General features: G+C 39.5%; 16 protein-coding genes. 3 read left to right on the forward strand and 13 right to left on the reverse strand.

Annotation, left to right across the window (positions count from 1 at the left end):
* The first annotated feature begins 306 nt into the window (after positions 1-306).
* Positions 307-2,901, forward strand: coding sequence for a DNA mismatch repair protein MutS (gene mutS / locus AC0UA9_RS05950; RefSeq protein WP_475658293.1), 2,595 nt, complete (start codon positions 307-309; stop codon positions 2,899-2,901).
* Positions 2,902-3,411: 510 nt separating this feature from the next.
* On the opposite strand, the gene ribB is transcribed toward mutS, so the two are convergent.
* The 8 genes from ribB to AC0UA9_RS05990 all read right to left on the reverse strand — a co-directional run bounded on the left by ribB (position 3,412) and on the right by AC0UA9_RS05990 (position 12,373).
* Complete coding sequence (gene ribB / locus AC0UA9_RS05955) at positions 3,412-4,521, reverse strand: 3,4-dihydroxy-2-butanone-4-phosphate synthase (RefSeq protein WP_475658296.1); 1,110 nt, start codon at positions 4,519-4,521, stop codon at positions 3,412-3,414.
* Positions 4,522-4,704: 183 nt separating this feature from the next.
* Positions 4,705-5,376, reverse strand: coding sequence for a riboflavin synthase (locus AC0UA9_RS05960; protein WP_475658298.1), 672 nt, complete (start codon positions 5,374-5,376; stop codon positions 4,705-4,707).
* Between the two features lie 63 nt (positions 5,377-5,439).
* Positions 5,440-6,657, reverse strand: a complete 1,218-nt coding sequence (gene ribD, locus AC0UA9_RS05965) for a bifunctional diaminohydroxyphosphoribosylaminopyrimidine deaminase/5-amino-6-(5-phosphoribosylamino)uracil reductase RibD (protein WP_475658301.1) — start codon at positions 6,655-6,657, stop codon at positions 5,440-5,442.
* A gap of 109 nt (positions 6,658-6,766) precedes the next feature.
* Positions 6,767-7,246, reverse strand: a complete 480-nt coding sequence (gene nrdR / locus AC0UA9_RS05970; protein WP_475658302.1) for a transcriptional regulator NrdR — start codon at positions 7,244-7,246, stop codon at positions 6,767-6,769.
* A 159-nt stretch (positions 7,247-7,405) separates the two neighbouring features.
* Entirely contained in the window at positions 7,406-8,662 is a 1,257-nt protein-coding gene (glyA, locus tag AC0UA9_RS05975) for a serine hydroxymethyltransferase (RefSeq protein ID WP_475658305.1), read from the reverse strand.
* A gap of 254 nt (positions 8,663-8,916) precedes the next feature.
* Complete coding sequence (locus AC0UA9_RS05980) at positions 8,917-10,080, reverse strand: ABC transporter permease (protein WP_475658308.1); 1,164 nt, start codon at positions 10,078-10,080, stop codon at positions 8,917-8,919.
* Positions 10,077-10,862, reverse strand: a complete 786-nt coding sequence (locus AC0UA9_RS05985; RefSeq protein ID WP_475658311.1) for an ABC transporter ATP-binding protein — start codon at positions 10,860-10,862, stop codon at positions 10,077-10,079. Before AC0UA9_RS05985 ends, AC0UA9_RS05980 begins: the two co-directional genes overlap by 4 nt.
* Complete coding sequence (locus AC0UA9_RS05990; protein ID WP_475658314.1) at positions 10,862-12,373, reverse strand: alpha/beta hydrolase; 1,512 nt, start codon at positions 12,371-12,373, stop codon at positions 10,862-10,864. The genes AC0UA9_RS05985 and AC0UA9_RS05990 overlap by 1 nt, the downstream gene beginning before the upstream one ends.
* A 348-nt stretch (positions 12,374-12,721) precedes the next feature.
* Here AC0UA9_RS05990 and AC0UA9_RS05995 point away from each other — a divergent pair, with 348 nt between their 5' ends.
* Together AC0UA9_RS05995 and trhA are read left to right on the forward strand one after the other, a co-directional pair.
* Entirely contained in the window at positions 12,722-12,940 is a 219-nt protein-coding gene (locus tag AC0UA9_RS05995; RefSeq protein ID WP_475658316.1) for an EF-hand domain-containing protein, read from the forward strand.
* A gap of 79 nt (positions 12,941-13,019) precedes the next feature.
* Complete coding sequence (trhA, locus tag AC0UA9_RS06000; protein WP_475658319.1) at positions 13,020-13,691, forward strand: PAQR family membrane homeostasis protein TrhA; 672 nt, start codon at positions 13,020-13,022, stop codon at positions 13,689-13,691.
* Positions 13,692-13,985: 294 nt separating this feature from the next.
* Here the strand turns inward: trhA and AC0UA9_RS06005 are convergent, their stop codons facing one another.
* The 5 genes from AC0UA9_RS06005 to AC0UA9_RS06025 form a co-directional block, all read right to left on the reverse strand.
* Entirely contained in the window at positions 13,986-16,115 is a 2,130-nt protein-coding gene (locus AC0UA9_RS06005) for a two-component system response regulator (protein WP_475658322.1), read from the reverse strand.
* A complete protein-coding gene (locus tag AC0UA9_RS06010; protein ID WP_475658324.1) occupies positions 16,112-16,690 on the reverse strand; it encodes a chemotaxis protein CheB in 579 nt (192 codons plus the stop codon). The genes AC0UA9_RS06005 and AC0UA9_RS06010 overlap by 4 nt, the downstream gene beginning before the upstream one ends.
* 16 nt (positions 16,691-16,706) lie before the next feature.
* Positions 16,707-17,555, reverse strand: coding sequence for a CheR family methyltransferase (locus AC0UA9_RS06015; RefSeq protein WP_475658328.1), 849 nt, complete (start codon positions 17,553-17,555; stop codon positions 16,707-16,709).
* Complete coding sequence (locus tag AC0UA9_RS06020; RefSeq protein ID WP_475658331.1) at positions 17,556-22,532, reverse strand: response regulator; 4,977 nt, start codon at positions 22,530-22,532, stop codon at positions 17,556-17,558. It lies immediately after the preceding gene.
* Positions 22,533-22,745: 213 nt separating this feature from the next.
* Complete coding sequence (locus AC0UA9_RS06025) at positions 22,746-24,320, reverse strand: AMP-binding protein (protein ID WP_475658335.1); 1,575 nt, start codon at positions 24,318-24,320, stop codon at positions 22,746-22,748.
* Positions 24,321-24,330 lie beyond the last annotated feature (10 nt).

Consider the following 24,330-nt stretch of genomic DNA (forward strand, 5'->3'; position numbering starts at 1 on the left):
TTAGATATGGCAAGTATACTGTATAACGATACAGTATCAAGTTTTTTAACGACTTATTTTATTTTAATTACAAACACAACAAACCTATACTTTCAAGTGATTGATTTATAGCTGATTATAATCCATTAATAACTTTTTACTTTTATCATCAAAAAAGTTACAACCTAAGTTACCATGCACTATTTTCAAGCGGAGCCTGTCGTTGCTAGTTCTTTGTACTTTTTTAAAAATGTTAAATAATTTTATCAGCTATATAGTATAATATCCTTACACAACCTTATTGATTAGATGAGTTGCAGCATTTAAATGACCACAACAATTTCAGACCTTTCTTCTCACACCCCTATGATGCGTCAATACCTTACGATTAAGGCTGAATTTCCAAATATTCTGATCTTTTATCGTATGGGGGATTTTTACGAATTATTTTTTGATGACGCAAAAAAAGCCGCTGACTTATTAGATATTTCTCTGACCGCACGTGGTAAAGCAGGCGGTAATGCTATTCCTATGGCGGGAGTACCCTATCATGCAGTCGAAAATTATTTGGCCAAACTAGTACAGTTAGGTGAGTCTGTTGCTATTTGTGAACAAGTGGGAGATCCGGCCACAAGCAAAGGACCAGTTGAGCGTAAAGTGGTACGTATTATTACACCGGGCACTGTTAGCGATGAAGCACTGTTGCTAGACCGACAAGACAATTTAATTGTTGCTATTGTAGAAAATAATGCACGAAGTAAAAAAGGCTCTGATCCTAGTTTTGGCCTGGCCTACCTAGACATAACCAGTGGGCGCTTTGTCATTACTGAGCCACAAACAAGCGAACAGTTACAAGCCGAGTTACAACGTTTATCACCCGCTGAATTGCTCTACCCTGAAACCTTGTCATCAATGCAATTTATAGAAGCCTACAAAGGCTTGCGCCGTCGTCCTGAATGGGAGTTCGACCTTGACACCTCCTTGTCATTACTTAATAAACAGTTTGGTACAAAAGAATTAACGGGGTTTGGCGTTGACGAGAAACTCTTAGGTTTATCAGCTGCGGGCTGTTTATTTCAATACGTTAAAGATACACAACGCACTGCACTACCGCATATTCGTGCAATAGTGTCTGAGTCTGCAAGTGCTGGGGTTGTTCTTGATGCAGCAACAAGACGCAATTTAGAGTTAACACAAAACTTGCAAGGAGGAACTGACAACACACTCGCTTCAATATTAGATCGCTCGGCCACGCCAATGGGCTCGCGTTTATTAAAACGGTGGTTACATTTTCCACTGCGTGATTTAACTATTTTGTCGGCTAGGCAAGAAGCTATTGAACAAATCATTGCAACGGAATTGCACCTAGATGTTCACCCTATTTTAAAAAGTGTAGGGGATATTGAACGTATTGTTTCTCGTGTTGCTCTCGGCTCAGCAAGGCCACGAGACTTTGCTCGGTTACGTCACGCTTTACAAGTACTACCTGAACTACAAGGGTACTTATTAACAGCAGCTAATACTGGCTATGTTGAGACATTATCAAAATTAATGGCACCTATGCCTTCTCTGCAAACATTACTTGAAAAAGCGCTCGTCGATAACCCACCTGTACTGATTCGCGATGGTGGTGTCATTGCGCCAGGCTATCATCAAGAGCTTGATGAGCTGCGTGATTTAAGTGATGGTGCAAGTGAATTTTTAGCACAACTAGAACAACGAGAAAAAGAGCGTACCGGTATTAGCTCGTTAAAAGTTGGTTATAATAAAGTTCATGGCTTTTTCATTGAGATGAGTCGAACTGCAGCAGCTGAAGTACCTGACGACTATATACGTCGCCAAACGTTAAAAAATAATGAACGTTTTATTACACAAGAGCTAAAAGAGCATGAGCACAAGGTACTTAGTGCACAAGGTAAATTTCTAGCATTAGAGAAACGTTTATATCAAGAATTATTTGACTTAATACTCCCTGAAATATCAAATTTACAAGCACTAAGCCAAGCTATTGCTGAATTTGATGTACTCAGTAATTTTGCTGAACGCGCAATTAGCTTAAATTATGTTAAGCCGGCTTTACATAGTGATTCTGGCATAAATATAGTTGCGGGCAGACACCCTGTTGTTGAACAAATGACACCAGATGCTTTTATCGCTAACCCAACGGTTTTAACACAGCAGCGTAAAATGTTAATAATAACGGGGCCTAATATGGGGGGTAAATCAACTTATATGCGTCAAACTGCCTTAATTGTGCTACTGGCCCACATTGGCTGTTTTGTACCTGCTAACTGTGCCGACATCGGCTTAGTTGACCGAATATTTACTCGTATTGGCGCATCAGACGATTTAGCCAGTGGCCGCTCTACTTTTATGGTAGAAATGACCGAAACAGCAAACATACTGCATAATGCCACCGATAAAAGCTTAGTATTACTTGATGAAATAGGGCGTGGAACTAGCACTTATGACGGCCTATCTCTCGCTTGGGCTTGTGCTGAGATGTTAGCGCTAAAGACAAAAGCCTTTACTTTATTCGCCACCCACTATTTTGAGCTAACTTTACTTGCACAAGAAATCCCTACCTTAGCCAATGTTCATTTAGACGCCGTAGAGCACGACGATAATATTGTCTTTATGCATGCAGTACAAGATGGCGCAGCAAGTAAAAGTTTTGGTTTGCAAGTAGCGCAACTTGCAGGGGTACCCAAAGGGGTCATTAACCGAGCTAAACAAAGGTTATTAGAGTTAGAAAACCAAGAGGCTGCTTCTATTTTACCGGTACAAGGTGACAGCTTTGAGCAATTAACACTAGTGCCTGACGAGCACCCTGCTCTTGAGTCACTGCGTAATACCGATGTAAATGACTTATCACCTAAACAAGCGTTAGATTTTTTGTTTACCTTAAAAACACAACTATAAGTTGTTATACGTTGTAATGTCAGGCGGTATCTGGTTTATGAACTAAAACGGTACCGCCGCATTTTGCTGCACACAAAAGACCTTACTCAGCTATATACTCTACCACTTCTAAACCAAAGCCTGATAATGAATGGTATTTGCTTGGTGAACTAAAACGGTACCGCCGCATTTTGCTGCACACAAAAGGCCTTACTCAGCTATATACTCTACCACTTCTAAACCAAAGCCTGATAATGAATGGTATTTGCTTGGTGAACTAAAACGGTACCGCCGCATTTTGCTGCACACAAAAGACCTTACTCAGCTATATACTCTACCACTTCTAAACCAAAGCCTGATAATGAATGGTATTTGCTTGGTGAACTAAAACGGTACCGCCGCATTTTGCTGCACACAAAAGGCCTTACTCAGCTATATACTCCACCACTTCTAAACCAAAGCCTGATAATGAATGGTATTTGCTTGGTGAACTAAAACGGTACCGCCGCATTTTGCTGCACACAAAAGGCCTTACTCAGCTATATACTCTACCACTTCTAAACCAAAGCCTGATAATGAATGGTATTTGGTTTGTGAACTAAGTAAGCGCATTTTACTTACGCCCAAATTAGACAATATCTGTGAGCCAACACCAACATTTCGTGAACCCACATGGCGGCTCACTTCATTAACCTCTTCGCCTGCATCAATTTTAGCGTACTTCTGCACTAGGTTAATTAACTCTGTCGGTGACTCATGTTTACCGAGTAAAACTAATACACCACCTTCTTTGGCAATTCTTTCTAGCGCATTGGCAATTGGCCATTTTGCGACACTTTCGCGCTGGCTAAATAATAAGTCTCTGAAGGTGTTTTGTAAGTGAACGCGTACTAACGTTGGCTCGTCTGGTTTAATGTCACCTTTAGTTAAAGCAAAGTGGGCACGGCCATCTATGGTATCTTTAAAAATAGTGAGATCAAACTCGCCAAATGCAGTGGGAAGTTTGCATTGTGAAACGCGCTCAATGGTTGTTTCAGTTGCGTTCCTAAACTCTATTAAATCGGCAACTGTGCCCATTTTTATGTTATGTTTTTTAGCAATGACTTCAAGATCAGGGCGACGTGCCATGGTGCCGTCTTCATTTAGAATTTCAACTATAACAGCCGCCGGCTCTAAGTTAGCCATACGGGCTAAATCAACCCCAGCTTCAGTATGGCCGGCACGGTTTAAAACGCCGCCGTCTTTAGCTATTAAGGGAAAAATATGCCCAGGCTGTACTATGCTCAAGTGGTTTGCATCTTTCGCTACTGCCGCCAGTACAGTTGTTGCTCTGTCTTTAGCTGAAATACCTGTGGTAACACCAGTTGCAGCTTCAATAGAGACAGTAAAATTAGTACTAAATTGAGCATCGTTTTTATCAACCATCAAGGGCAGCTTTAATATTTCGGCTTTTTCACGGCTCATTGGCATACAAATAAGGCCACGGCCATGGGTTGCCATGAAGTTAATTGCTTCGGGCGTTACCATTTCAGCCGCCATGATGAAGTCTCCTTCATTTTCACGGTCTTCATCGTCCATTAAAATAACCATTTTACCTAAAGCAATATCGCTGATTATTTCTTGTGGGGTATTTAAGTTCATGAGAGTCTCTTTGGTTATTTATTTAAAATTTTTAAAATGTTGCTTAACAATGACTTGGTATAAATATGTCAGTCCTTTATGGGCTAAAGCCCAAGCTAGATTCAAAGTTACCTTTAAAATGAAGCTTTGATGTTATCTTATATTCTTTAGTAAAACTTATTTTTCGCGCGATTACATATTTACCTACTTAATAAAGCCAGACTTTTTCAATAAATCTTCGGTAATATTTGATTTAGCTACTGGCAGTGCAGCAGCTTCTTTACTGAGTAGACGTTCTAAGTACCGGGCAATTAAATCCACCTCTACGTTGACTTTAGTACCCACTTGATAAGTGCCAAAAACGGTTTCTTTTACTGTGTGTGGCACTATGGTTAACCTAAACTTACCAGTATCGGTGTCATCTAGGGCATTCACCGTTAAGCTGGTGCCGTCAATAGTTACTGAGCCTTTTTCAGCAATATAGTGCGCTAAGTTTTCAGGCATTGTGAGCCAGTATTCAATACTATTACCATTATGGGTGATAGATAATACTTCACTGATACCGTCAACATGGCCTGATACAATATGACCGCCAAAACGAGTGCTGGCTAACATGGCTTTTTCTAAATTAACTTGCATACCCACATTGTAATGGGCAAAACCGGTGCGCTGTAATGTTTCATTTGAGACGTCTGCGCTGTAGCTGTGCTGGTCAAAATCAACCACGGTTAAACAAATGCCATTGGTTGCTATGGAGTCACCTAGTTTAACGTCGCTCATATCAAGTGTGTTGCTAGCGATCACAAGGCGCGCTCCTTGGGCATTTATATTAATGGCTTGAATGGTGCCAACTGCTTCAATAATTCCGGTAAACATTATTTCTCTCTATTTGTCTTTGGTCTAAGTTATAGGTGCTAGGCTCTAAGTGCTGCTTGTTTTTTACTCTCTATCTAATTTAGCAGTGATACGAATATCACTGCCCACGGCGCGCACATCAGTAAGCGACAGTGATTTTGCTTCTGCTAATGCAGCCACACCCGGCATTTCTACTAAGTTTTTCCCGTCGCCTCCCATTAACTTGGGCGCTTGGTATAAAATCAACTCGTCGACTAAATTTTGCTCTATAAAAGCACCAGCTAAATGAGCGCCTGACTCTATCAGAATATCATTTAAGCCTCGCTGGGCTAATAAGGCTAATAGTGCAGCTAAATCTATTTTTGCTGGTCCTAACGCATTTTTTACCGTCGGTAGTTGCACTTCTTCTACAAAATGAGGCCATGGCGGTAAGTTTTCAAGGTCTGTATCATTTGTTTTATTGGCGCTTAGCTTTTCTTGGCTTGGGTTATCATCATTCAACCTGGCCCGAATTAACATCACTGGAGAGTGTGTGCTAAAAAACACTAAGTTAGGTGTCAGTCGCTGTTGGCTGTCAATAACCACACGAACAGGCTGACGAATAGATTCTTCTTGGTAGCTTTCTTTTAAATCCCCTAATTCAGACCAGCGCACAGTCATTTTAGCATTATCGGTTAAAATAGAATCTGCCCCCGTAATAATCGCGCAGCTTTGTGCTCTAAGCCTTTGTACATCACTTCGAGCACTTTTTGCGGTGATCCATTTACTTTCGCCGCTTTTCATGGCGGTTTTACCATCTAGGCTAGCCGCTAGTTTTACTCGAACATACGGTAGTTTTTGCGTCATCACTTTGATAAAACCAAGGTTTAGGGCTTTTGCTTCACTTTCTAATAAACCACATTCGGCTTGAATACCGGCTTGTTCAAGCATCGCTAAACCACGCCCTGACACTGCTGGGTTGGGATCAACCATGGCGACCACAACACGCTTAACTTTTGCATTTATCAATCCTTGAGCACAAGGGGGCGTTCTACCAAAGTGGCTACAGGGCTCTAAGGTAACATAGGCAGTTGCGCCTTTAATAAGTGCGGGGTAATTATTGCTGGCATCAAGTAAAGCATTTACCTCGGCGTGCCCCTGCCCTGCTTTTTGATGAAAGCCTGTGCCAATTATTTGCGTCTTGCCATTTATTTCATGAACAAGCACACAACCTACACGCGGGTTTGGCGATGCAGTATAATGGCCTTTTTTGGCAAGCTTGATCGCTAGCGCCATGTAATGATGATCTTGTAAACTAAACACTTGGCTTCCTATACTTATATCTGCTGGCTTTATACTGTTTTGTAGCGTTTTGTTAATTGGGATAGTTGTTGATTTAGCCTAATTACAGGTTTTTTCGGTTTTATCGCCTTTACTTACCAACTTTCCCTCTTGTAGGGCTTTCTTTACCTAAGCGCGCTATTTCATCGGCAAACTCACTAATATCTTCAAATGACAAATAGACGGAAGCAAACCGCAGATAGGCTACTTTGTCTAATTCTTTCAATTGCGCCATTAATAGATTACCCAACATTTCACTGGTGAGCTCTCGTTCACCGGTCGCACGCATTTGTGATTTTAGCTTATTAATTGACAGCTCAACTTGCTCAGTACTGACTGGGCGTTTTTCTAACGCTCGCATTAAGCCACTGCGCATTTTGTCTTCGTTGAACGGTTCTCGTGTGCCATCTCGCTTGATAATACGTGGCATGACTAATTCAGCTGTTTCAAACGTTGTATAACGTTCATGGCATGCCAAACATTGACGACGACGCCTTATTTGGTGGCCGTCTGAGACTAAACGTGAATCAATTACTTTCGTTTCTTGTGCGCTACAAAATGGACAATACATGGTTTACCTACAATAGATATAAGAGACAAAAATGGTCGCTAATTGCGACCATTTTAATATAAATTTACCTGTATTTGTGAATTAGTTCACTGCGGTGCTAAGTAGCTAATATAACTCTCAAGATAAGCACCTAAAATATACACAATACTTGGCTTAGTGTTACTTATACACAGGGAAACGTGCACATAACTCTTTAACATTTGCTTGTACTTTAGTGATCGTTTCTTCGTTATTGATGTCGTCTAGAATATCACAAATCCAACCTGTTAGTGCTTTGGTTTCTTCAGTGCCAAAACCACGACGGCTGATGGCAGGTGTACCAAGACGTAAGCCAGACGTTACAAAGGGAGAACGCGGATCGTTTGGTACAGAGTTTTTATTCACTGTGATGTGCGCTTTACCTAAAGCAGCGTCGGCATCTTTACCTGTGATATCTTTATCGATTAAATCAAGCAATAACAAGTGGTTTTCAGTACCATTTGATACCACTTTATAACCACGTTCTTGTAATACCGCCACCATCGTTTTGGCATTATCAAGTACACTTTGTTGGTATGCTTTAAATTCTGGCGCTAATGCTTCTTTAAATGCCACAGCTTTAGCCGCAATAACATGCATTAATGGGCCACCTTGACCACCAGGGAAAACAGCACTGTTTAATTTTTTGTAAATAGCTTCATCGTCACAAGCAGAAACAATTAAACCGCCACGTGGCCCAGCTAAGGTTTTATGCGTTGTAGTAGAAACAACATGTGCATGAGGTACTGGGTTTGGATAAAGGCCGGCAGCAACAAGGCCAGCAACATGCGCCATATCAACGAAGAAGTAAGCACCAATTGAGTCGGCAATTTTACGCATACGTGCCCAGTCAACAACACCTGAGAAGGCAGAGAAGCCACCGATGATCATTTCTGGCTTATGTTCAAGCGCTAGACGCTCTAGTTCTTCATAATCAATGTCGCCAGTGTCTGGGTGTAAACCGTATTGAATTGCTTCATAAGATTTACCTGAAAAGTTAACACTAGCACCATGGGTTAAATGCCCCCCATGCGCTAAGCTCATGCCTAATACTTTGCCGCCTGGCGTCACTAATGCTTGAAAAACAGCAGCATTCGCTTGCGAGCCAGCATGAGGTTGTACATTGGCATAAGTTGCGCCAAATAATTCTTTTGCGCGGTCAATGGCCAATTGCTCAGCGATATCAACATATTCACAACCACCGTAATAACGCTTGCCAGGGTAACCTTCTGCGTATTTATTTGTTAATTGTGATCCTTGTGCTTCAAGTACACGTGGACTACAGTAATTTTCAGAAGCAATAAGTTCAATATGCTCTTCTTGGCGAACAACTTCATTGCTCATTGCTTGGGATAGTTCTGGATCAAAATCGGCAATATTCATATCACGTGTAAACATGTTTTTTCCTCAAATAAGCAAGCCTGATGGGCTGCATGTTTTGGCTACATTGTTAATCATATAATTAAAAATGCTATGCAATTAAATTACTAAAAAAAGTACTAAAAATAATGCCAAGTATTTTGCCTGAATAAGCGTAAAATGTACACGACGTTTTAGCGCATTTTCTCTTGTTTCACACTCGATTAATAACGAATGAGCTAAAAGCCTTAAAATAAAGCGGTATGACTGTGGTAAGAACAAGCATAACGCGCTTAACTCAAGGCTAAAACTACTTTTTCAGAGCGTAGCTTTTTCGCCATTAGTAACACTAAAAGCACTGTGATACTTACGGTCACTAACCCGGTAAAACCTAGCAGAGCCCATGAAACAGGTAAGCCTTTAAACAGGTCTTCCATAATTAATGACTGCCCTGAAATAGGGAACCAATTAAGCCATTTTGGTTTGTCGTCAACAAACATCATGATGACTGGTACCATAGCTGGTAGCATAATAATCATTGATACCATCGACTGTGCTTCTTTAAAGTTTTTAGAGCCAAAGGCGACAAAAAGCTGTAACGCGGAAGCAAAAAAACAAATAGGCAACAGCAGTAACAACAAGGCGATAACAGTGAAAAAGTCTAAACTAAAACTGGCACCAATTTTGGTAAGGTCGATAAAGCCAACAGAAAATGAGGTTAGCCCTAAGGTTAATAACACGCCAATACAGGCAATAATACTTGCACAGCAAAGTTTAGCCGAAATAATTTTAACAGTACTCACCGGTTGGCATAACAACATTTCGAGTACATTTCTCTCACGTTCACCTGCGCTAGCGTCAATAGCAACGGGTAAGCCCGACATAAATGCAGCCATTAATAAATACAAGCCTAGCATCATTGATATAATCATGGCATTGGAGTTGGGTAATGAGGTATCTTGCTCTATAATTTTTATTGGTTGCAACAAGCGCACATCAATGCCTCGCACAAGTAAACGTTTATAACCAATGGCTTGTGCGTAGTGATTAATTGCATATTTAATACGGCGAATCGGTGACATATTGGCTTTTTCGCTGTAGTCTGCGCTTAAGTAAAGGTCAATGGTTTTGCCTGCTAGCATGTCTTGGTTAAAGCTTGCTGGAATTGTTAACCTGAGGTTACGATCATCCCAAATACCTTGTTTATCTTTTGACACATCGCTAAACAGGTGGATATTGTCATCACTTAAGGCTTTAACCAGTTTAGGAGCGTATTCTTTGCCTGTTATTTTAATGTAAATAGCAGGCGTTTCCACGGCTTCTTTTATCATGACCTTTGACATAGCAAAAATCATCACTGGCGCCATCATCGCCATCATCATGGCCATCATAATGGCTCGTCGGTCTCTAAATGCCTCTTTTAGCTCTTTCGACAATAACGCTTTAAATTGGATCATGCGGCGACTCCTTCATCAGAGCCAATTATTTTAACAAAGGCTTCTTCTAATTGTGTTTCTCCTGCTAGCTCACATAACTCAGCGGGTGTGCCTTGTGCGGCAAGCTTGCCGTTGGCAACAATAATGACCCGATCACATAAGGCCGCGACTTCTTGCATTACATGGGAGGAAAACAAAATACAATGTCCTTTTGCTTTAAAGCGCGCTAAATAGTTTCTTAATACTCGGGTACTCATTACATCTAAACCGCGTGTTGGCTCATCTAGTACAAAGTTTTTGGGTTGATGCACCAAAGCTTGTGCTAAGGTTACTTTCATACGTTGTCCTTGTGAGAAACCTAAAGTTTTTCTGTGCGCTAGCTCTGCCATGTCTAAATCATTAATAACCGTTTCAATCGCTTGATGTTTTGCTTGCCCGTGTAAACCATGAATACTAGCAAAATAGTCGATTTGCTCATAAGCTGTTAAGCGTTCGTACAAACCGAATTTATCTGGAAATATTCCCAAGCGTGATCTTGCCTCAAGTGGATTTTTCTCTATGCTAATCCCATCAATGATAGCGCTGCCTTCGTCTGCTTTTAATAAGCCATATAGGGTACGTAAACAGGTTGTTTTCCCTGCCCCGTTCGGTCCTAAAATGCCGGTAATTTCACCGTCATTTGCGGTAAAAGATAAGCCGTCTAAGGCAATAACTGGGCGCTGTTCTTTGCTTTTATTAACACTTTTAAACAGAGTTTTTTTAGTGCTACCAAATGTTTTACGCAAATTATTAACTTCTATCATTAGTCTTCGCTTCCTTGCACTTTTGCTGGCGTTGTTTGGCTGCTTGTTTCATCAACTAAAACACCACCATTTAAGTTTGTCATAAAGGTTTCTTCTGGTATATCTTGTAAACACGACTCGTCTAATGCTTTAGGCGCAAGTGTTATAAGAAATTCATTAATAATATCACTGGCACAAGTGCTCATTGCAACTGTATGTGCTGCATTTTCAACCACAATGTGGTGATTATTCGGAAGTGATTTAGCGCTATACTCACCATTACTAGGAGGGGTAACAGGATCTAAGTTTCCTGATAAAATAAGTGTGGGGATATCGGCAGTTACCGGTTGGTAAAACGCTTCACTGGGGCGGTATTGTGGCCAAAGCGGGCAAACCATTTTAAAACCAAAGTGGCTGTCGCCCGCGCCAAAGCTATTGTTTGCGTCGTGTGCAAAGTCTGCTGCTGATATTTTTGGAAAATCTTCATTACAAGTAATATTAAATAATAAGCCAAGGTAAATGCCTTGCCCGCCTTCTGATTGTGCAACCAAGCCAGCAAGTGGCATATAGTTACCTAAATAAGCTTGATGAATAACCAGTGGTACCAATGCACGTGTGGCAACAGAGTAAAGTTGCATGCGTATTGTACCTAACAATTTTGCTGCACTAATGACAAATTGGGTCGGAGTTCCTAAGCGCGGATGCACTATGGTGACTTGTGCTGGAGCTTGTTTCAAACGTGCTACGAGTGTATGAAATTCTTGCTCAAGATCGGGGTATGCCCTTTGACAACTTACTTCCTTTCTACAATGTTCCAATAATAACTTAAACGATCTTGCTGTACTTTGCCCAAATAAACCTATCGGTACTTCTATTGGGCCAACACTGTCAAGTACAACACTACGTAGAGATTCCGGGAACATACGCATATACACTAAGCCAGCACGCGTCCCGTATGAACCACCATAGATATTAATTTTTTCGTGCCCTAACGCAGCCCGTATTGCATCAAAATCACGAATGGCATTTTCGCTATTGTACTGACTTAGGTCACCCGTAAAGCTTGCAAGACAATCGTTAATGTCTTGTGCCGAAAGGTCTTCTGGTGTGAGCGCGTAAATATCTTGTTCAACCGCCTCTTCACATTGCAGTGGATGCGACTGACCTGTACCTCGTTGATCAATTAAAATGAGATCTCGTGTTTTACGTACTTCATTAAAAACAGCATGTAACGTTGAAGCTAGCTCTGCCGCAGCCTGTCCTGGGCCGCCTGCTAAAAACATTAACGGGCTGTGCTTCTCGCTATTGTCTATTGCCGGTAGTACCACAAAGTTAATATTAATGTTTTTGCCGTCACTTTGCTGGTAGTTTTCTGGTACTGATAAGTTGCCACACTTTACCTGTGCTCTAATGCCGTCAACATGACAGTTTTCAAGGGTAAGTTGTTGCACGCTGCTATCGGCTACCGAGCTATAAAAAAAACAGCTCGCAAGCAAAGCAGTTAGCAGTATAGCTTTGCATTTATTAATCATTTTATTGTTCCATGTTGTTTATTATTATGTCGCTATCTAAGTGTTAAGTGTTAAGTGTTAAGTGTTAAGTGTTAAGTGTTAAGTGTTAAGTGTTAAGTGTTAAGTGTTAAGTGTTAAGTGTTAAGTGTTAAGCAGGTTATGAAGCTTGATAACACAAGCAAGGAGTAATAACATTTAATTTACAACTAAATCATCTCACTATGTTACCTAAGCTAACCACGCTAGTAAATTTTTTAATTTATTGTAATGTGTAAATATTTATAAATAGCCATTCCCAAATGCATGAATAAAAGATACAGTTTAGTTTCATATGTATTGATTTCCCTCTAAATGACCTAAGGAATGCTCATGGAACTGAACCAGTGGGTGGATGAACTATTTGAAGTGTTTGATGAAGATAATGACGGTGTGATTAGCCGCTCTGAATTCGTTGAGCTTATTGATGTGCTATTACAGGATAAAGGCATAAATATGTGTGAGTCTATTTTTAATCGTTTTGACAAGGATCACAATAATTCTATTTCTAAAGGTGAATTAAAAGAGATGGTGATAGAATTAGCATTATAGGTTTTATAAATAACCTTAGTCGCGCTATATTTTCCTATTCTTTGCTAAGTGTTAACTGTGTTATACCGACTTAGCCATTATGACTGATAAAACGCGCAGCTCAAGCTATAGCAAAAATGAGGAGCGAGCAAACACTCTAAGCCATGGTTTGGGAGTTTTGTTGAGTATTCTCGCGCTTTTTTTATTACTCGGTGAAACAAATGCTGTGCATAGCTCGGTAGATTTTTCAGCGAATAATAAGCTAATACGCGTTATTAGTTTTAGTATTTATGGTGTAAGCTTGCTAGCACTTTTTCTTGCTTCTGCTTTTTATCATGGCGTAACAGGCCAGCGGAACAAACAAATATTTAAGCTACTTGACCATTGTGCAATATATATTCTTATTGCCGGTACTTACACGCCATTATTATTGCTAAGCATACCGGGTACACTAGGTTATACTTTTATGGTGGTGATATGGTCGATTGCATTTGCCGGTATATTTTTTAAAATTAAATTAGGCCATAAATACCAAAAAATATCGTTAGCAACCTACCTTGGTATGGGAGGGATCTCGTTTACAATTCTAGATGAATTATACCAAGTACTCCCCAATGAAGCATTAACCTTACTGCTTGTAGGTGGTTTAGTTTATGTTGCTGGTGTATTTTTCTATGTACAAAAGCAAGTCCCTTTCACCCATGCGGTTTGGCATTTATTTGTGTTAGCTGGCGCTGCCTGTCATTTTTTTATGATTTATTGGTACGTCTAATTACAGCAATGTTATACCATTGATACCTGTTTTATTAAGTGTGTGATCTTGTTGAGCCTAGGAAAAATATTTCAGGGCATAGGTTATTGGTTCCAGACATAACCTAAGTATCTACTATTATCCATGTAAGCAATGCGCTTATTTGAGAGCAACGACGCCATGGCGTCGTTTAACCAGCACAAAATGGGCAATAACTTAGTGACATTGGTATTATTTTAGTCACTATTTACATCCTATTAAATTCAGCTTCGTCGCCTCTTGTTTGCTATTTCCATTAAGTATTTAGAAAACTAACTAGCCATTACCCGCTTCATATTTTGCCAACCAACGAACAAAATCTGCTGCAGGAACGGGAGCACTATATAAAAAACCTTGGGCAATATCACAATTGTGCTGACGTAAGTAATCTAACTGCTCTGGTGTTTCAACGCCCTCTGCAACGGCTTTCATGTTTAAGGTATGTGCAAGCTCAATTATTGATTGGAATATTTTAGCAGCAACAACATCATGACTCACATTTTCAAGCAATTTACGGCCAATTTTTAAAAATTCCGCTGAAAATTGTTTAAGCGTCATTATTGTGGAAAAACTGGTATCAAAACTGTCAACGACCAATGATAAACCTTGGCTTTTTAATAACTCAAGCACCGCTTCTTTTTTCGCTGAATCTGTGTCTATCAATGTTTCTGGGAGCTCTAAGCCAAGGCCTGCTGCCCCTGATGATAGGCTTGATATAACATTGCTAATCATCGCGGTAAAATCACTATGGTTTATCTGGTTTAGTGATAAATTAACGGCAATTTTAAAATCACATACGCCCGCTTTGCGCCAAGCATTAATCTGTGTTTTCGCCAACTCAAAAATTAACTCTCCCAGCGGAATAATCAGGCCCGTTTCTTCAGCTAAAGAAATGAAGTTTTCTGCGGCGATAATACCTTTATCTGGGTGGTTCCAACGAACTAAAGCTTCTACCCCTACGACCTTAAATGATTTAAGATCTATTTGCGGTTGGTAGTAAAGGGTAAATTGCTTATTCTCAATAGCATTCGCCAGTTGCTCTTGTGTTGTGATTTTGTGCTTAACCGTTTCTTGCATGGCAACATTATAAAAATGATAGTTGTTTCGGCCTATTTCTTTTGACTGGTACAAGGCTAAGTCTGCACATTTCATTACTTCTTCTTGAGTAACACCATCATCAGGAAACAAAGCAATACCAACACTGCCGGAAATTTTAACCGTGTGTCCTTCAAGCTTAAAGGGTTTAGCTAACGCTGCTAAGCAACGCTTTGCTAGGGTATTAATCAGCAATGTTGTGTGAGTTTCAACACCAATAATAGCAAATTCATCTCCGCCTAGCCTCGCAACTGTGTCGCTATCCCTCACACAAGCAAGTAAACGCGAGGCAACTTTTTTTAGTAATAAATCTCCAATTGGGTGTCCTAGACTATCATTAACCTCTTTGAAGTAATCAAGGTCAATTAACAGTAAGTACACTTTTGTTTTTAACCTTTTAGATGTAGCAAAAGCCACTTCTAAGCGGTCGTTAAATAAGTAACGATTAGGTAATTGTGTTAACGCATCATACCGCGCCATTCGCTGTACTGTATGCTCAACTTTCTTTCGCTCTGTTATGTCTTGTATTGCGCCAACAAATGAAATAGTTTTATCTTGATCTTCTAATGCGTTAATGATGATATTAGCAGTACGTAGTTGTTCGTCATGACCAATAAACCTAAATTCAAAAGCGATTTCATGCGCTGGTTGTTTAAACGCCTTATTAAAGGCTAACATTGCTGCTTCTCGGTCTTCTTGGTAAATCTTTTTAAGAAATTCATCTATCGGTATTTTTTGCTCTGGTAAATATTGACTAATATTTAGAATTTCTAGTGCTTGCTCTGATAACAGCACAGATTGAAAGTCAAGGCTAAGCTTCCACCCGCCAATACTTGCTATTTTATTGGTTCTCCGTAACTCTTCTGTGCGCGCTTGTACCACTAGTTCAAGATTATTTGTTAGTGATTCTAGCTGGGCTCGCTGATTATACAGCTCTAAAAACACATTGACTTTAGACACTAAAATACGGTCTTCTATCGGCTTTTGTAAGTAGTCGACTGCGCCTACTTTATAACTTTTTAAGCGGTGTATTTCATCTTTATAGGCGGCAGTTACAAAGATAATAGGAATGTTTTGAGTACCTTCCGTTGATCCTAATATTTCAGCTGTTTCATAGCCGTCCATATCTGGCATGTGAGCGTCTAATAACACTAGCGCAAATTCATGCTCTAGGGTGAGCTGTAAAGCCTCTGCACCTGAATTAGCTTTAATCACCTCAGCATCAACTTTTTTTAACAATAACTTTAAGGCTATTAAGTTGGCCAAGATATCATCGACAATAAGTATTTTTGGCTTGTTTTCTTTCTTCATTTAGACTTCCAGTTAATCAGCTCTAACAACTTGGCTGAAATAGCATGCAGGGGGGTAATATAATCAGCATAGCCGGCTAAAATAACGCTTTCAGGCATTGTTTTTGCCTCGGCTGTTTCAAGGCTTTGTGCAATAACCAATCCCCCATAGTTTTTCACCATTTTAGCACCTTGCGTGCCATCTGAGTTAGCTCCAGTTAAAATAATAGTAATTAATTTTTCTCGATAATATTCAGCGGCGGTTTCAAAAGAAACATCTAACGACGGACGAGAAAAACACACTTTAGGGTCAACATTGAGTGCAAAAGTACCGTTATCATCAATCAATAAATGATAATTAGCCGGTGCTGTATAGACATTTGAGGGGCTAGGTAACACATTTTCTTCAGCATCTTGTACTATTAATTCACAATGATGAGCCAAGACACTGGATAATAAACTTTCCATATGAGGAAACTGATGAGAGACAATAATAATAGGGAGCGGAAATGCTTTCGGTAGTTTAGACAATATTTGACAAAGTGCGTTAACACCGCCAGCAGAGCAGCCGATAATTACCGCTTGATAAGGACTCATGTTATCCCCCTTTACTTTAACTTGTCGCCGATAACAGCTTATGATAAATTTTATTTTTTTGCGAAATAACGTCAAGTTTATCTTTTTGATCAAAAGATCGTAATGACTCTTTAGTGCCTAAACAAAGAAACCCCCGTCGCACTAAGCTTTTATAAAACAAAGAAATGGCACGATTTTGCAAAGTTTGATTAAAGTAAATTAACACATTTCTGCATAACACTAATTGCATTTCGCCAAAAACATTGTCGGTGGCTAAGTTATGTTCAGTAAAAACAATAGGGTCCAGAATATATTGCGGTAGTTTTGCACGAGAATAGCGAGCATGATAGTAGTCAGAAAACGAGCCTTTACCGCCCATTGCCTGATAGTTTCGTGTGTAAGCAGGCACATGCTCTAAGGCAAATATACCGCTTTTGGCAATAGCTAAATTTTTTGTGCTTATATCGGTTGCATAAATAGTTGAACGTCTTAATAAGCCTTCTTCATGTAACAGTATGGCTAATGAATAAACTTCTTCGCCTGTTGCACAACCGGCTACCCATATATTAAGTTGTGGATAGGATTTCAGTGCTGGGAGAATATAGGTACGTATATCTTGAAAAAACTCAGGGTCTCGAAACATTTCAGTGACAGTAACCGATAAGCCATCAATGACTTTTTTCAAAAAACCTTCTTCGTGAATCACCTTAGGGATCAAGTCGCTGATTGAATTAACCTGGCTATTATTTTTTAGTAACCGTAAGCGCCGTTTTAACGAGGTACGCACATAATCTTGATAGTCGTACCCGTAGCAGCGTTTTACCGCTTGAAGAAATAGATCTATTTCTACCTCTTCTGTATTACTCAACATTAGTGATTCTGGCATTTATAACCAAGCCCTCATCATCGACAGTAATTTATCCATATCAATAGGCTTAGATAAATAATCACTCGCCCCTGCCGCCATACTCATTTTTTTATCCCCTTTCATTGCTTTGGCGGTAACCATTAAGATAGGGAGGTTTTTACCGTTTGTTTGGCTTCGAATAATTTTTGTTGCTTCATTACCGTCCATACCTGGCATCATAGTGTCCATTAATATAATATCAATCTGTGGATTTTTTTCTAACATAGCTAAGCTTTGTGCACCATCTTTAGCCATTAACACTTTCAACCCTTTATCACTTAAGGCTCTTGATAATGCGAAAGTATTTCTCATGTCATCGTCAACTACGAGCACCGTTTTACCGATTAAATCATTTTCAGCGCTAGCGGAGGATGAATAATTATATTGTGTCAGCTTTTCAGACTTGGTATTGGTTGGTAGACCTGGTGTTGATGAATCTGATACGCCATCTTGATTAGCTTTAACGCTGTCTAGAAACAGCATAACTTCATCTTGCAATCGTTCAGTAAAGCTACCGTCTTTTAAAATTAAACTGTCGGTAAATTGTCTTAAATGCCTTATTTCCTCTTCTGATAAGTTTTTCGAAGAGTAAATCACAACTTGCGGCATGGTAATACCTGGTAATGCTTTTATTTTTTCAAGTAAATCTGTGCCTTCAACATCAGGTAAGTTTAGCTCTAAAATGATACAGTCAATACTATGTTGCTGTAACTGCGCTAATGCGGCTGCACCGGTCGCTGCTTGAAAAACTTCTATGCCAGCTTTTAAATTAAACTGCTCACAGGCAAAGCGACGTGTTTGTGCGTCACTATCAATCACTAATACGCTTTGTAGTTCATTGTCACAATTAATAGAAAACCCCTTAATTGCTTCATCTATCTGCTCTTTGGTGACTGGTTTAGTAAAGTAATGCTCACTCCCTACCGCTTTCGCTCTTAATTCAGCATTAGAAGCTGACATAAAGTGAATAGGGATATTGTTTGTTTTAGCAATATTTTTTAACTGTTTATAAACTTCAATGCCATCCATTTGGGGTAGTTCAACATCAAGCACTATACCCATGGGGTGTAGTAATTGTGCCAAACACAGGGCATCAAATGGATTGTCGGTAGCAATTGCTTTAAAGTCTTGTTGTTGAATACGTTTAACTAGTATCTTGGCGAAATATGGGTCATCTTCCACCACTAAAACAACTTGTTCATTGTTCGCTAAGGCTGCTCTGTCATCGGCAATAAATGGGGGTATTTCAGCGAGTGTTCGGTTGTCTTCAGGTAATGCAACTAACTCATTTTCATTTGCGTTATCGTTGGTTTTTTCAGCTTTGTGTTCGCTAACATTGTCGCTTGTACTTTCAATATCGTTATTGTTTTTGTTGTTATTATTGTAAAAGTCTAGTGTTTTATCATATTCAGCTTCAGCATTATTCGATGTTTTCTTGGTATCGTCTTCTTGTTCGGGGTTTATCTTACTGGGTAAATAAAGGCTAAATACACTCCCCTTTCCTTCTTCGCTTTCAATGCAAATCACACCACCAAGCAGCTCTGCAAATTTTTTAGAAATCGAAAGCCCTAAGCCCGTACCACCATATTGCCGACTTGTTGAGCCGTCAGCTTGGCGGAAGGGTTCAAAAATGGTTTCTATTTGATCTGCTTTAATTCCAATGCCGGTATCAATAATAGCAAACTGAATGGGGGCTCTTATATTTGCCCCTACTTCGTCCGGTAAGCTCGTGGGGATTTTAATTGAGAGCGTCACCCTGCCTTGTTTGGTGAACTTAATTGCATTAACAATTAAATTATCTAAAATTTGCATGAGTTTATCGGCATCTGATGTGATGCTTGCTGGCAAGTTTTCTGCTAATACCACAGCGAAATCAAGTTGCTTTTCTGCGGCAACATGACTAAATGACCGCTTAATACCATGGCTGATCTCACTGAATTGAACCGTACTAGTATTCACTTGCATATTGCCTGATTCCACTTTAGATAAGTCTAAAATTTCATTAATACGCTGCAATAAAGACGTACCACTTTCATAAATAATTTCTGCTGCTTCTACATTGTCTTCATTTAGATCACCGTCTTCATTATCTGCCAGTGATTTTGACAAAATTAATAAGCTATTGAGCGGGGTTCTTAACTCATGGGACATATTGGCTAGAAATTCAGATTTATAGCGGCTAGATTCTTTAATTTCTTCAGTTTGGCGCTGGTTATCAGACAGTGCTTTTTCCAGTGCCTGCTGCTGAACAGTCATCGCTTCATTGTGCTTTGATAGTTCGTCGTTTATTTCTGCTTGCTTAATTTGAGCTTGCTCAAGCTCTTGTGTTTTAATTTCTAAACCACGCGCATTTTCAACAAGCTCTTCATTAATAACGCGTAGCTCTTCCTCTGAGGCCCTTAACTCTTCGGAAGAGGCATTTAACTCTTCTGCAGAGGCTTTTAATTGCTCTGCTTGACGTTTGGTTTCTTCAAGTAATGTATTAGCATTTATGACTTGGTTGAGTTTTTCTAAACTTAATGCCATGGTTGGCATTATTTCTTCTAATAGTTCTTGGTTTAGTTTTGATAAGGGAGAAAAGCTGGCGATTTCAATTACGCCTAATAAATTACTTCGATACAAAACAGGCACTACTATTAAGGTAGCAGGCGTTGACTCTCCCAGTGCAGAGCTGATATTAATAAAGTTTTCAGGTACTGGCGAAAGAATGATATTTTGTTGCTCATACGCAGCTTGGCCAATAATACCTTCTCTTAGCTTGAAGCTTGTTTTGTTGCTTTTTCTGTTTACAAAACTATAGCTCGCTTCCATTTCTAACAACTGAGTATCCGTGTTATAAACGTAAAAAACCCCGACAGCGCCTTTAACAAGTGGCGTGAGCGTATCTATAACCTCTCGACAAAAATCAACTAAAGAGTCAGCTTGCTGTGCTTTTTCTGACGCATGCGCTATTTGCGTTTTTTTCCAGTTTTCATCTTCTGTTTTCATATTCGCTTGCTGGAAAACACTGGCAGCTTTAGTTAAAGCGCCAATTTCTCCTGTTTGCCCAGTATCTTTAATGGCTATATTGGCATCACCCGAGGCAATAGCCGCCATTGCTTGGGTGATTTCTTTTAGTGGCGCTGTAATTTGTTTTTCGGTTTTTTTACCTATAATAAAGGCGGTAGCTAAGCCAGCAAATAATAATAGCCACTGCATAGTAACCAGTTGCGTAATTGAGCTAGCATTATCATCACTCATACTGACTAATTGTTCACGTTCATTGCCCACTAGACCACCTTCACGTACACCTTCCTCATTACGCTCACCCGCAAGCAGCCCTAATATTTTCTCTGTTAAAGGTGCGGCTTTGGTTGTCATTAAGTAATTAGCCATATTCCACTGTGCAGAGCGGCGAATAGTAAACATTTCTTCTGATAAAGGGGCAAAAACAGCACGAGCTTTAGCTAGTGACTCAAAAGCTTTGGCTTGGTCATCTAATAGTAGGTATTGCATGCTCTCTAACATTAAAAACCATTGCGTATTAGCACGCCAATGCTGTTGAAATAACTGGTAATGGCTTTCTTGTCCGGTAATAAGAAAAGCTTGTAATTCACTAAAGGTGGCACTTAACGTGTTTCTAAAATCAGACATTGCACCTAAAAGCCGTGCACGGTCGTATAATGTTGCTGATTTAAGCTTTGTGGCTTCTTCAGGGTCATCCAGTGCTTTGGTAATTGATTTATCAATAAAGGCCAAGGCTTTTAATGCGGGCTGGTCGTCAACTTTAACCTTGATGTCAATTTGTTTAGCATCGGCGCCTATAGCAACAAGCCTAGCGGCCTCAGCTAATGCATGACGGTATGCGCCAAGCACCCTGTCTAAATCTAATAGTGCTGAGTTTTCTCTGGGGGTTAGTGCATGAAGTCGGTATAAATCTATTACTTTCTCAACTTCATTTAGGCTTTGCTCTGCACGTTCTTTTCTGCTCTGTGCTTTACGTAAAAGGTAGTTTTTAAAATGATGAATAAAGCCGTTATACCCTAACAAAATGCGAATTTTGGAGGCGATTTGTTGCTTACCTAGCCTTTTTGAAGCATTAACATTGTCGAGAAACGTTAACGCGCCAACCAGTATATTTTCATCAACTTTTACTTGTTTATCTATTACTTCAGGCGAGTTACTGTTACTTTGATTAATAAGGGTAATATTGTTGACATAAATAGCAATGACTTGATTAATAGTATCTATTGCTATGAGTTCGTCATCACTCATTGGGTAACCTGAATATTGCTCAAGCAATGCCCGTGACTTATTAACTGATGCATCAAACGCCGCTTTCGTTACTGCTGTGCCACGTAAAAGGTAGTTTTTAAAATGATGTACCATACCACCATACCCAGTTGAAGCTCGCAGCGCAGTTAATATTGCTGCTTTATTCATGCTATTGGGAACATGGTTTTTTTCAGCGTTTATCATAGATGATATTAAGCTAAACATTTCGGCTTTTATTGGGTTAGCTTGTTCTATTAAAATTTTATTGGCGGGCTTTTCATCTAGGGTATGCCCTATGTCTTCAACCTGTTGTTGTACCTGTTTAAATTGTGCTAAAAAATGCTTTGCTTTATTCCACTTTTCAGTACTGTCTGCCGATTGCCACCGGGTCGCTAACATGTCCATTTGTGTACTGGTTAAATCAATTTCTTCCCAGATAGCGCTTCTGTCTGCTTTAAACGTTTCATCGCCCGTTAATAACCAACCGCCAAGCACCGCTAAAGAGGCATTGATTTGAGTGACCATTTGCGTACTTTTGTCAGCTGACGGAATGCGCTCTTCAACAATTTCTTGGCTGGTATTGTTGATCGTATTGGTCAAAATTAAGGTGGTGAATACAGCAGCAAATAAAATGGCACTAATAGCAGAGAAGCCTATTATTAAATGCTGCTTAATGGTCATGTTCTTAGTGTTTTTGATCACAGAAAATGTCTCTAAATTATTGTATCGTGATGAGAAATAGTGGGTACTTTAGCCGCTAATTAATAATACCAAACTTATATGCGCTAGTTTTAGAATATGTTATAAGTGCGATTATGTCTAGGTATTCGTTTGTATCAATATTTTTGTAAGGCAACAGCAAATTGATTAAGCTTTTTAGTAACTTAATCAATTTGGTATAGAGGGTGCTGGCAGTTAGCTAACAGAGAGTAAGCTTTTTTTAAGGGCTTCTTTATTGATTTGGTTTTTATCACTTTGCACTAACGGGAGTGACTTTTTGTACACTATTTTACTGGGTATCATGTAAGAGGCTAAATGCTTTTTCAGCTCGAATAATATTTCTTCTTCGCTTATTTCGTTTAAAGCTGAATAAACCATGACTATTTCTTCTTCAATCAGCTCATTATCAATACCAAATACCGCGCATTGTTCAATTAATGGCATATTTTTGGCGACAACTGATTCAATTTCAAAAGGAGACACTCTAAAGCCACGTGTTTTAATCATGTCATCTCGCCTTGACACAAAGTACAAATAACCTTCTTCGTCTTTATATACGTAATCTCCTGAGGCAACAACTAGTTCGTCGGTTAATTGCCCTTCAAGGTTAATTACGTCTTTTAAAATTTGCACCGATTTAAAACGTTCGGCGTTTTGCTCTGGCGCATTCCAAAAGCCACGATAAATATAACCACCGCGATGAATTAGCTCTCCGACTTCACGCACGCCACATTCTTGGCCTGCCTCATTAATAACATAGAGTTCTACATCGGCAATCGCTTTACCAATTGAATCAGGCCTAATTTGCACTTGCGCTGGGTCAAGGTAAGTAGAGCGAAATGCTTCTGTAAGACCATGCATTGAATAAAAATCAGCTTGTTGGAAGGTGTTTTTACAGTCTTTGATCATTTTTAAAGTAACATTGCCACCTGACGAGGTAATGGTTTTAACGCTAGAAAAAAGCGCTGCACTGGGCACTCTATGCAGATCTTCGTCAAACATTTGTGAAATATTGACCGGCATCAGGGGTAAAACGGTGACTTTATCGTTTATGATATGGTTAAAGAAATCTTCCGGTAAAATAAATCGGTGTAATGCTAACGTTGCCTTTTTATAAAGCGTACAAAATATTTGATTTAACCCGTAATCCAAATTGAAAATTAGTACGCCTGAGATGACGTCTTCGTGCTCTAAATGCAAATATTGTGAAACCACGCGAGCAGAATCTATTAAATTACGGTGCGAAATAACAATGCCTTTAGGCGTACCCGACACACCAAAAGAATAGGTAATTACAGCATTACTATGGCCGTTAATTTCACAGGTATAAGGCTTGTTATAATATTTAAAAATCTCTTCAAATGACGCAATACTTTTATTGGCTGTTTGATATGAAATAACATGGCCGTTAAAGTTAATTTCTTTAATGTTTTCAAGCTGAAGCTGGTCGGTTATTAGGCACTTAATGTCGCAGTCGTTAATAATGTATTTAACTTGTTCTGATTTTAACAAAGTCGTTAATGGCACTAAAATATAGTCAGTAGATAAAATTGCTAATATGGCAATAACCTGTTCAATACCTTTATTAGAGTAAAGCCCAATGCGCGAATCTTTTGGTAAGTCTAATTCATTTAAATAAAAAGCAACTTGGTTTACCTTAGTAAATAGTTCAGCGTAAGTTATGCTTTGCTCGTTATAAACAATGGCCGTTTTATCGCTATGTCCCTGCACTGCACCTTCAAGCAGGGTTCTAATACAGTTTATTGACATAATAGTTTTC

This window comes from Colwellia sp. F1, assembly GCF_056238625.1.

Coding starts and splice junctions, on each gene's coding strand:
- mutS (WP_475658293.1), top strand. CDS start 307: ATGACCACAACAATTTCAGACCTTTCTTCTCACACCCCTATGATGCGT.
- ribB (WP_475658296.1), bottom strand. CDS start 4,521: ATGAACTTAAATACCCCACAAGAAATAATCAGCGATATTGCTTTAGGT.
- AC0UA9_RS05960 (WP_475658298.1), bottom strand. CDS start 5,376: ATGTTTACCGGAATTATTGAAGCAGTTGGCACCATTCAAGCCATTAAT.
- nrdR (WP_475658302.1), bottom strand. CDS start 7,246: ATGTATTGTCCATTTTGTAGCGCACAAGAAACGAAAGTAATTGATTCA.
- glyA (WP_475658305.1), bottom strand. CDS start 8,662: ATGTTTACACGTGATATGAATATTGCCGATTTTGATCCAGAACTATCC.
- AC0UA9_RS05980 (WP_475658308.1), bottom strand. CDS start 10,080: ATGATCCAATTTAAAGCGTTATTGTCGAAAGAGCTAAAAGAGGCATTT.
- AC0UA9_RS05985 (WP_475658311.1), bottom strand. CDS start 10,862: ATGATAGAAGTTAATAATTTGCGTAAAACATTTGGTAGCACTAAAAAA.
- AC0UA9_RS05990 (WP_475658314.1), bottom strand. CDS start 12,373: ATGATTAATAAATGCAAAGCTATACTGCTAACTGCTTTGCTTGCGAGC.
- AC0UA9_RS05995 (WP_475658316.1), top strand. CDS start 12,722: ATGGAACTGAACCAGTGGGTGGATGAACTATTTGAAGTGTTTGATGAA.
- trhA (WP_475658319.1), top strand. CDS start 13,020: ATGACTGATAAAACGCGCAGCTCAAGCTATAGCAAAAATGAGGAGCGA.
- AC0UA9_RS06005 (WP_475658322.1), bottom strand. CDS start 16,115: ATGAAGAAAGAAAACAAGCCAAAAATACTTATTGTCGATGATATCTTG.
- AC0UA9_RS06010 (WP_475658324.1), bottom strand. CDS start 16,690: ATGAGTCCTTATCAAGCGGTAATTATCGGCTGCTCTGCTGGCGGTGTT.
- AC0UA9_RS06015 (WP_475658328.1), bottom strand. CDS start 17,555: ATGCCAGAATCACTAATGTTGAGTAATACAGAAGAGGTAGAAATAGAT.
- AC0UA9_RS06025 (WP_475658335.1), bottom strand. CDS start 24,320: ATGTCAATAAACTGTATTAGAACCCTGCTTGAAGGTGCAGTGCAGGGA.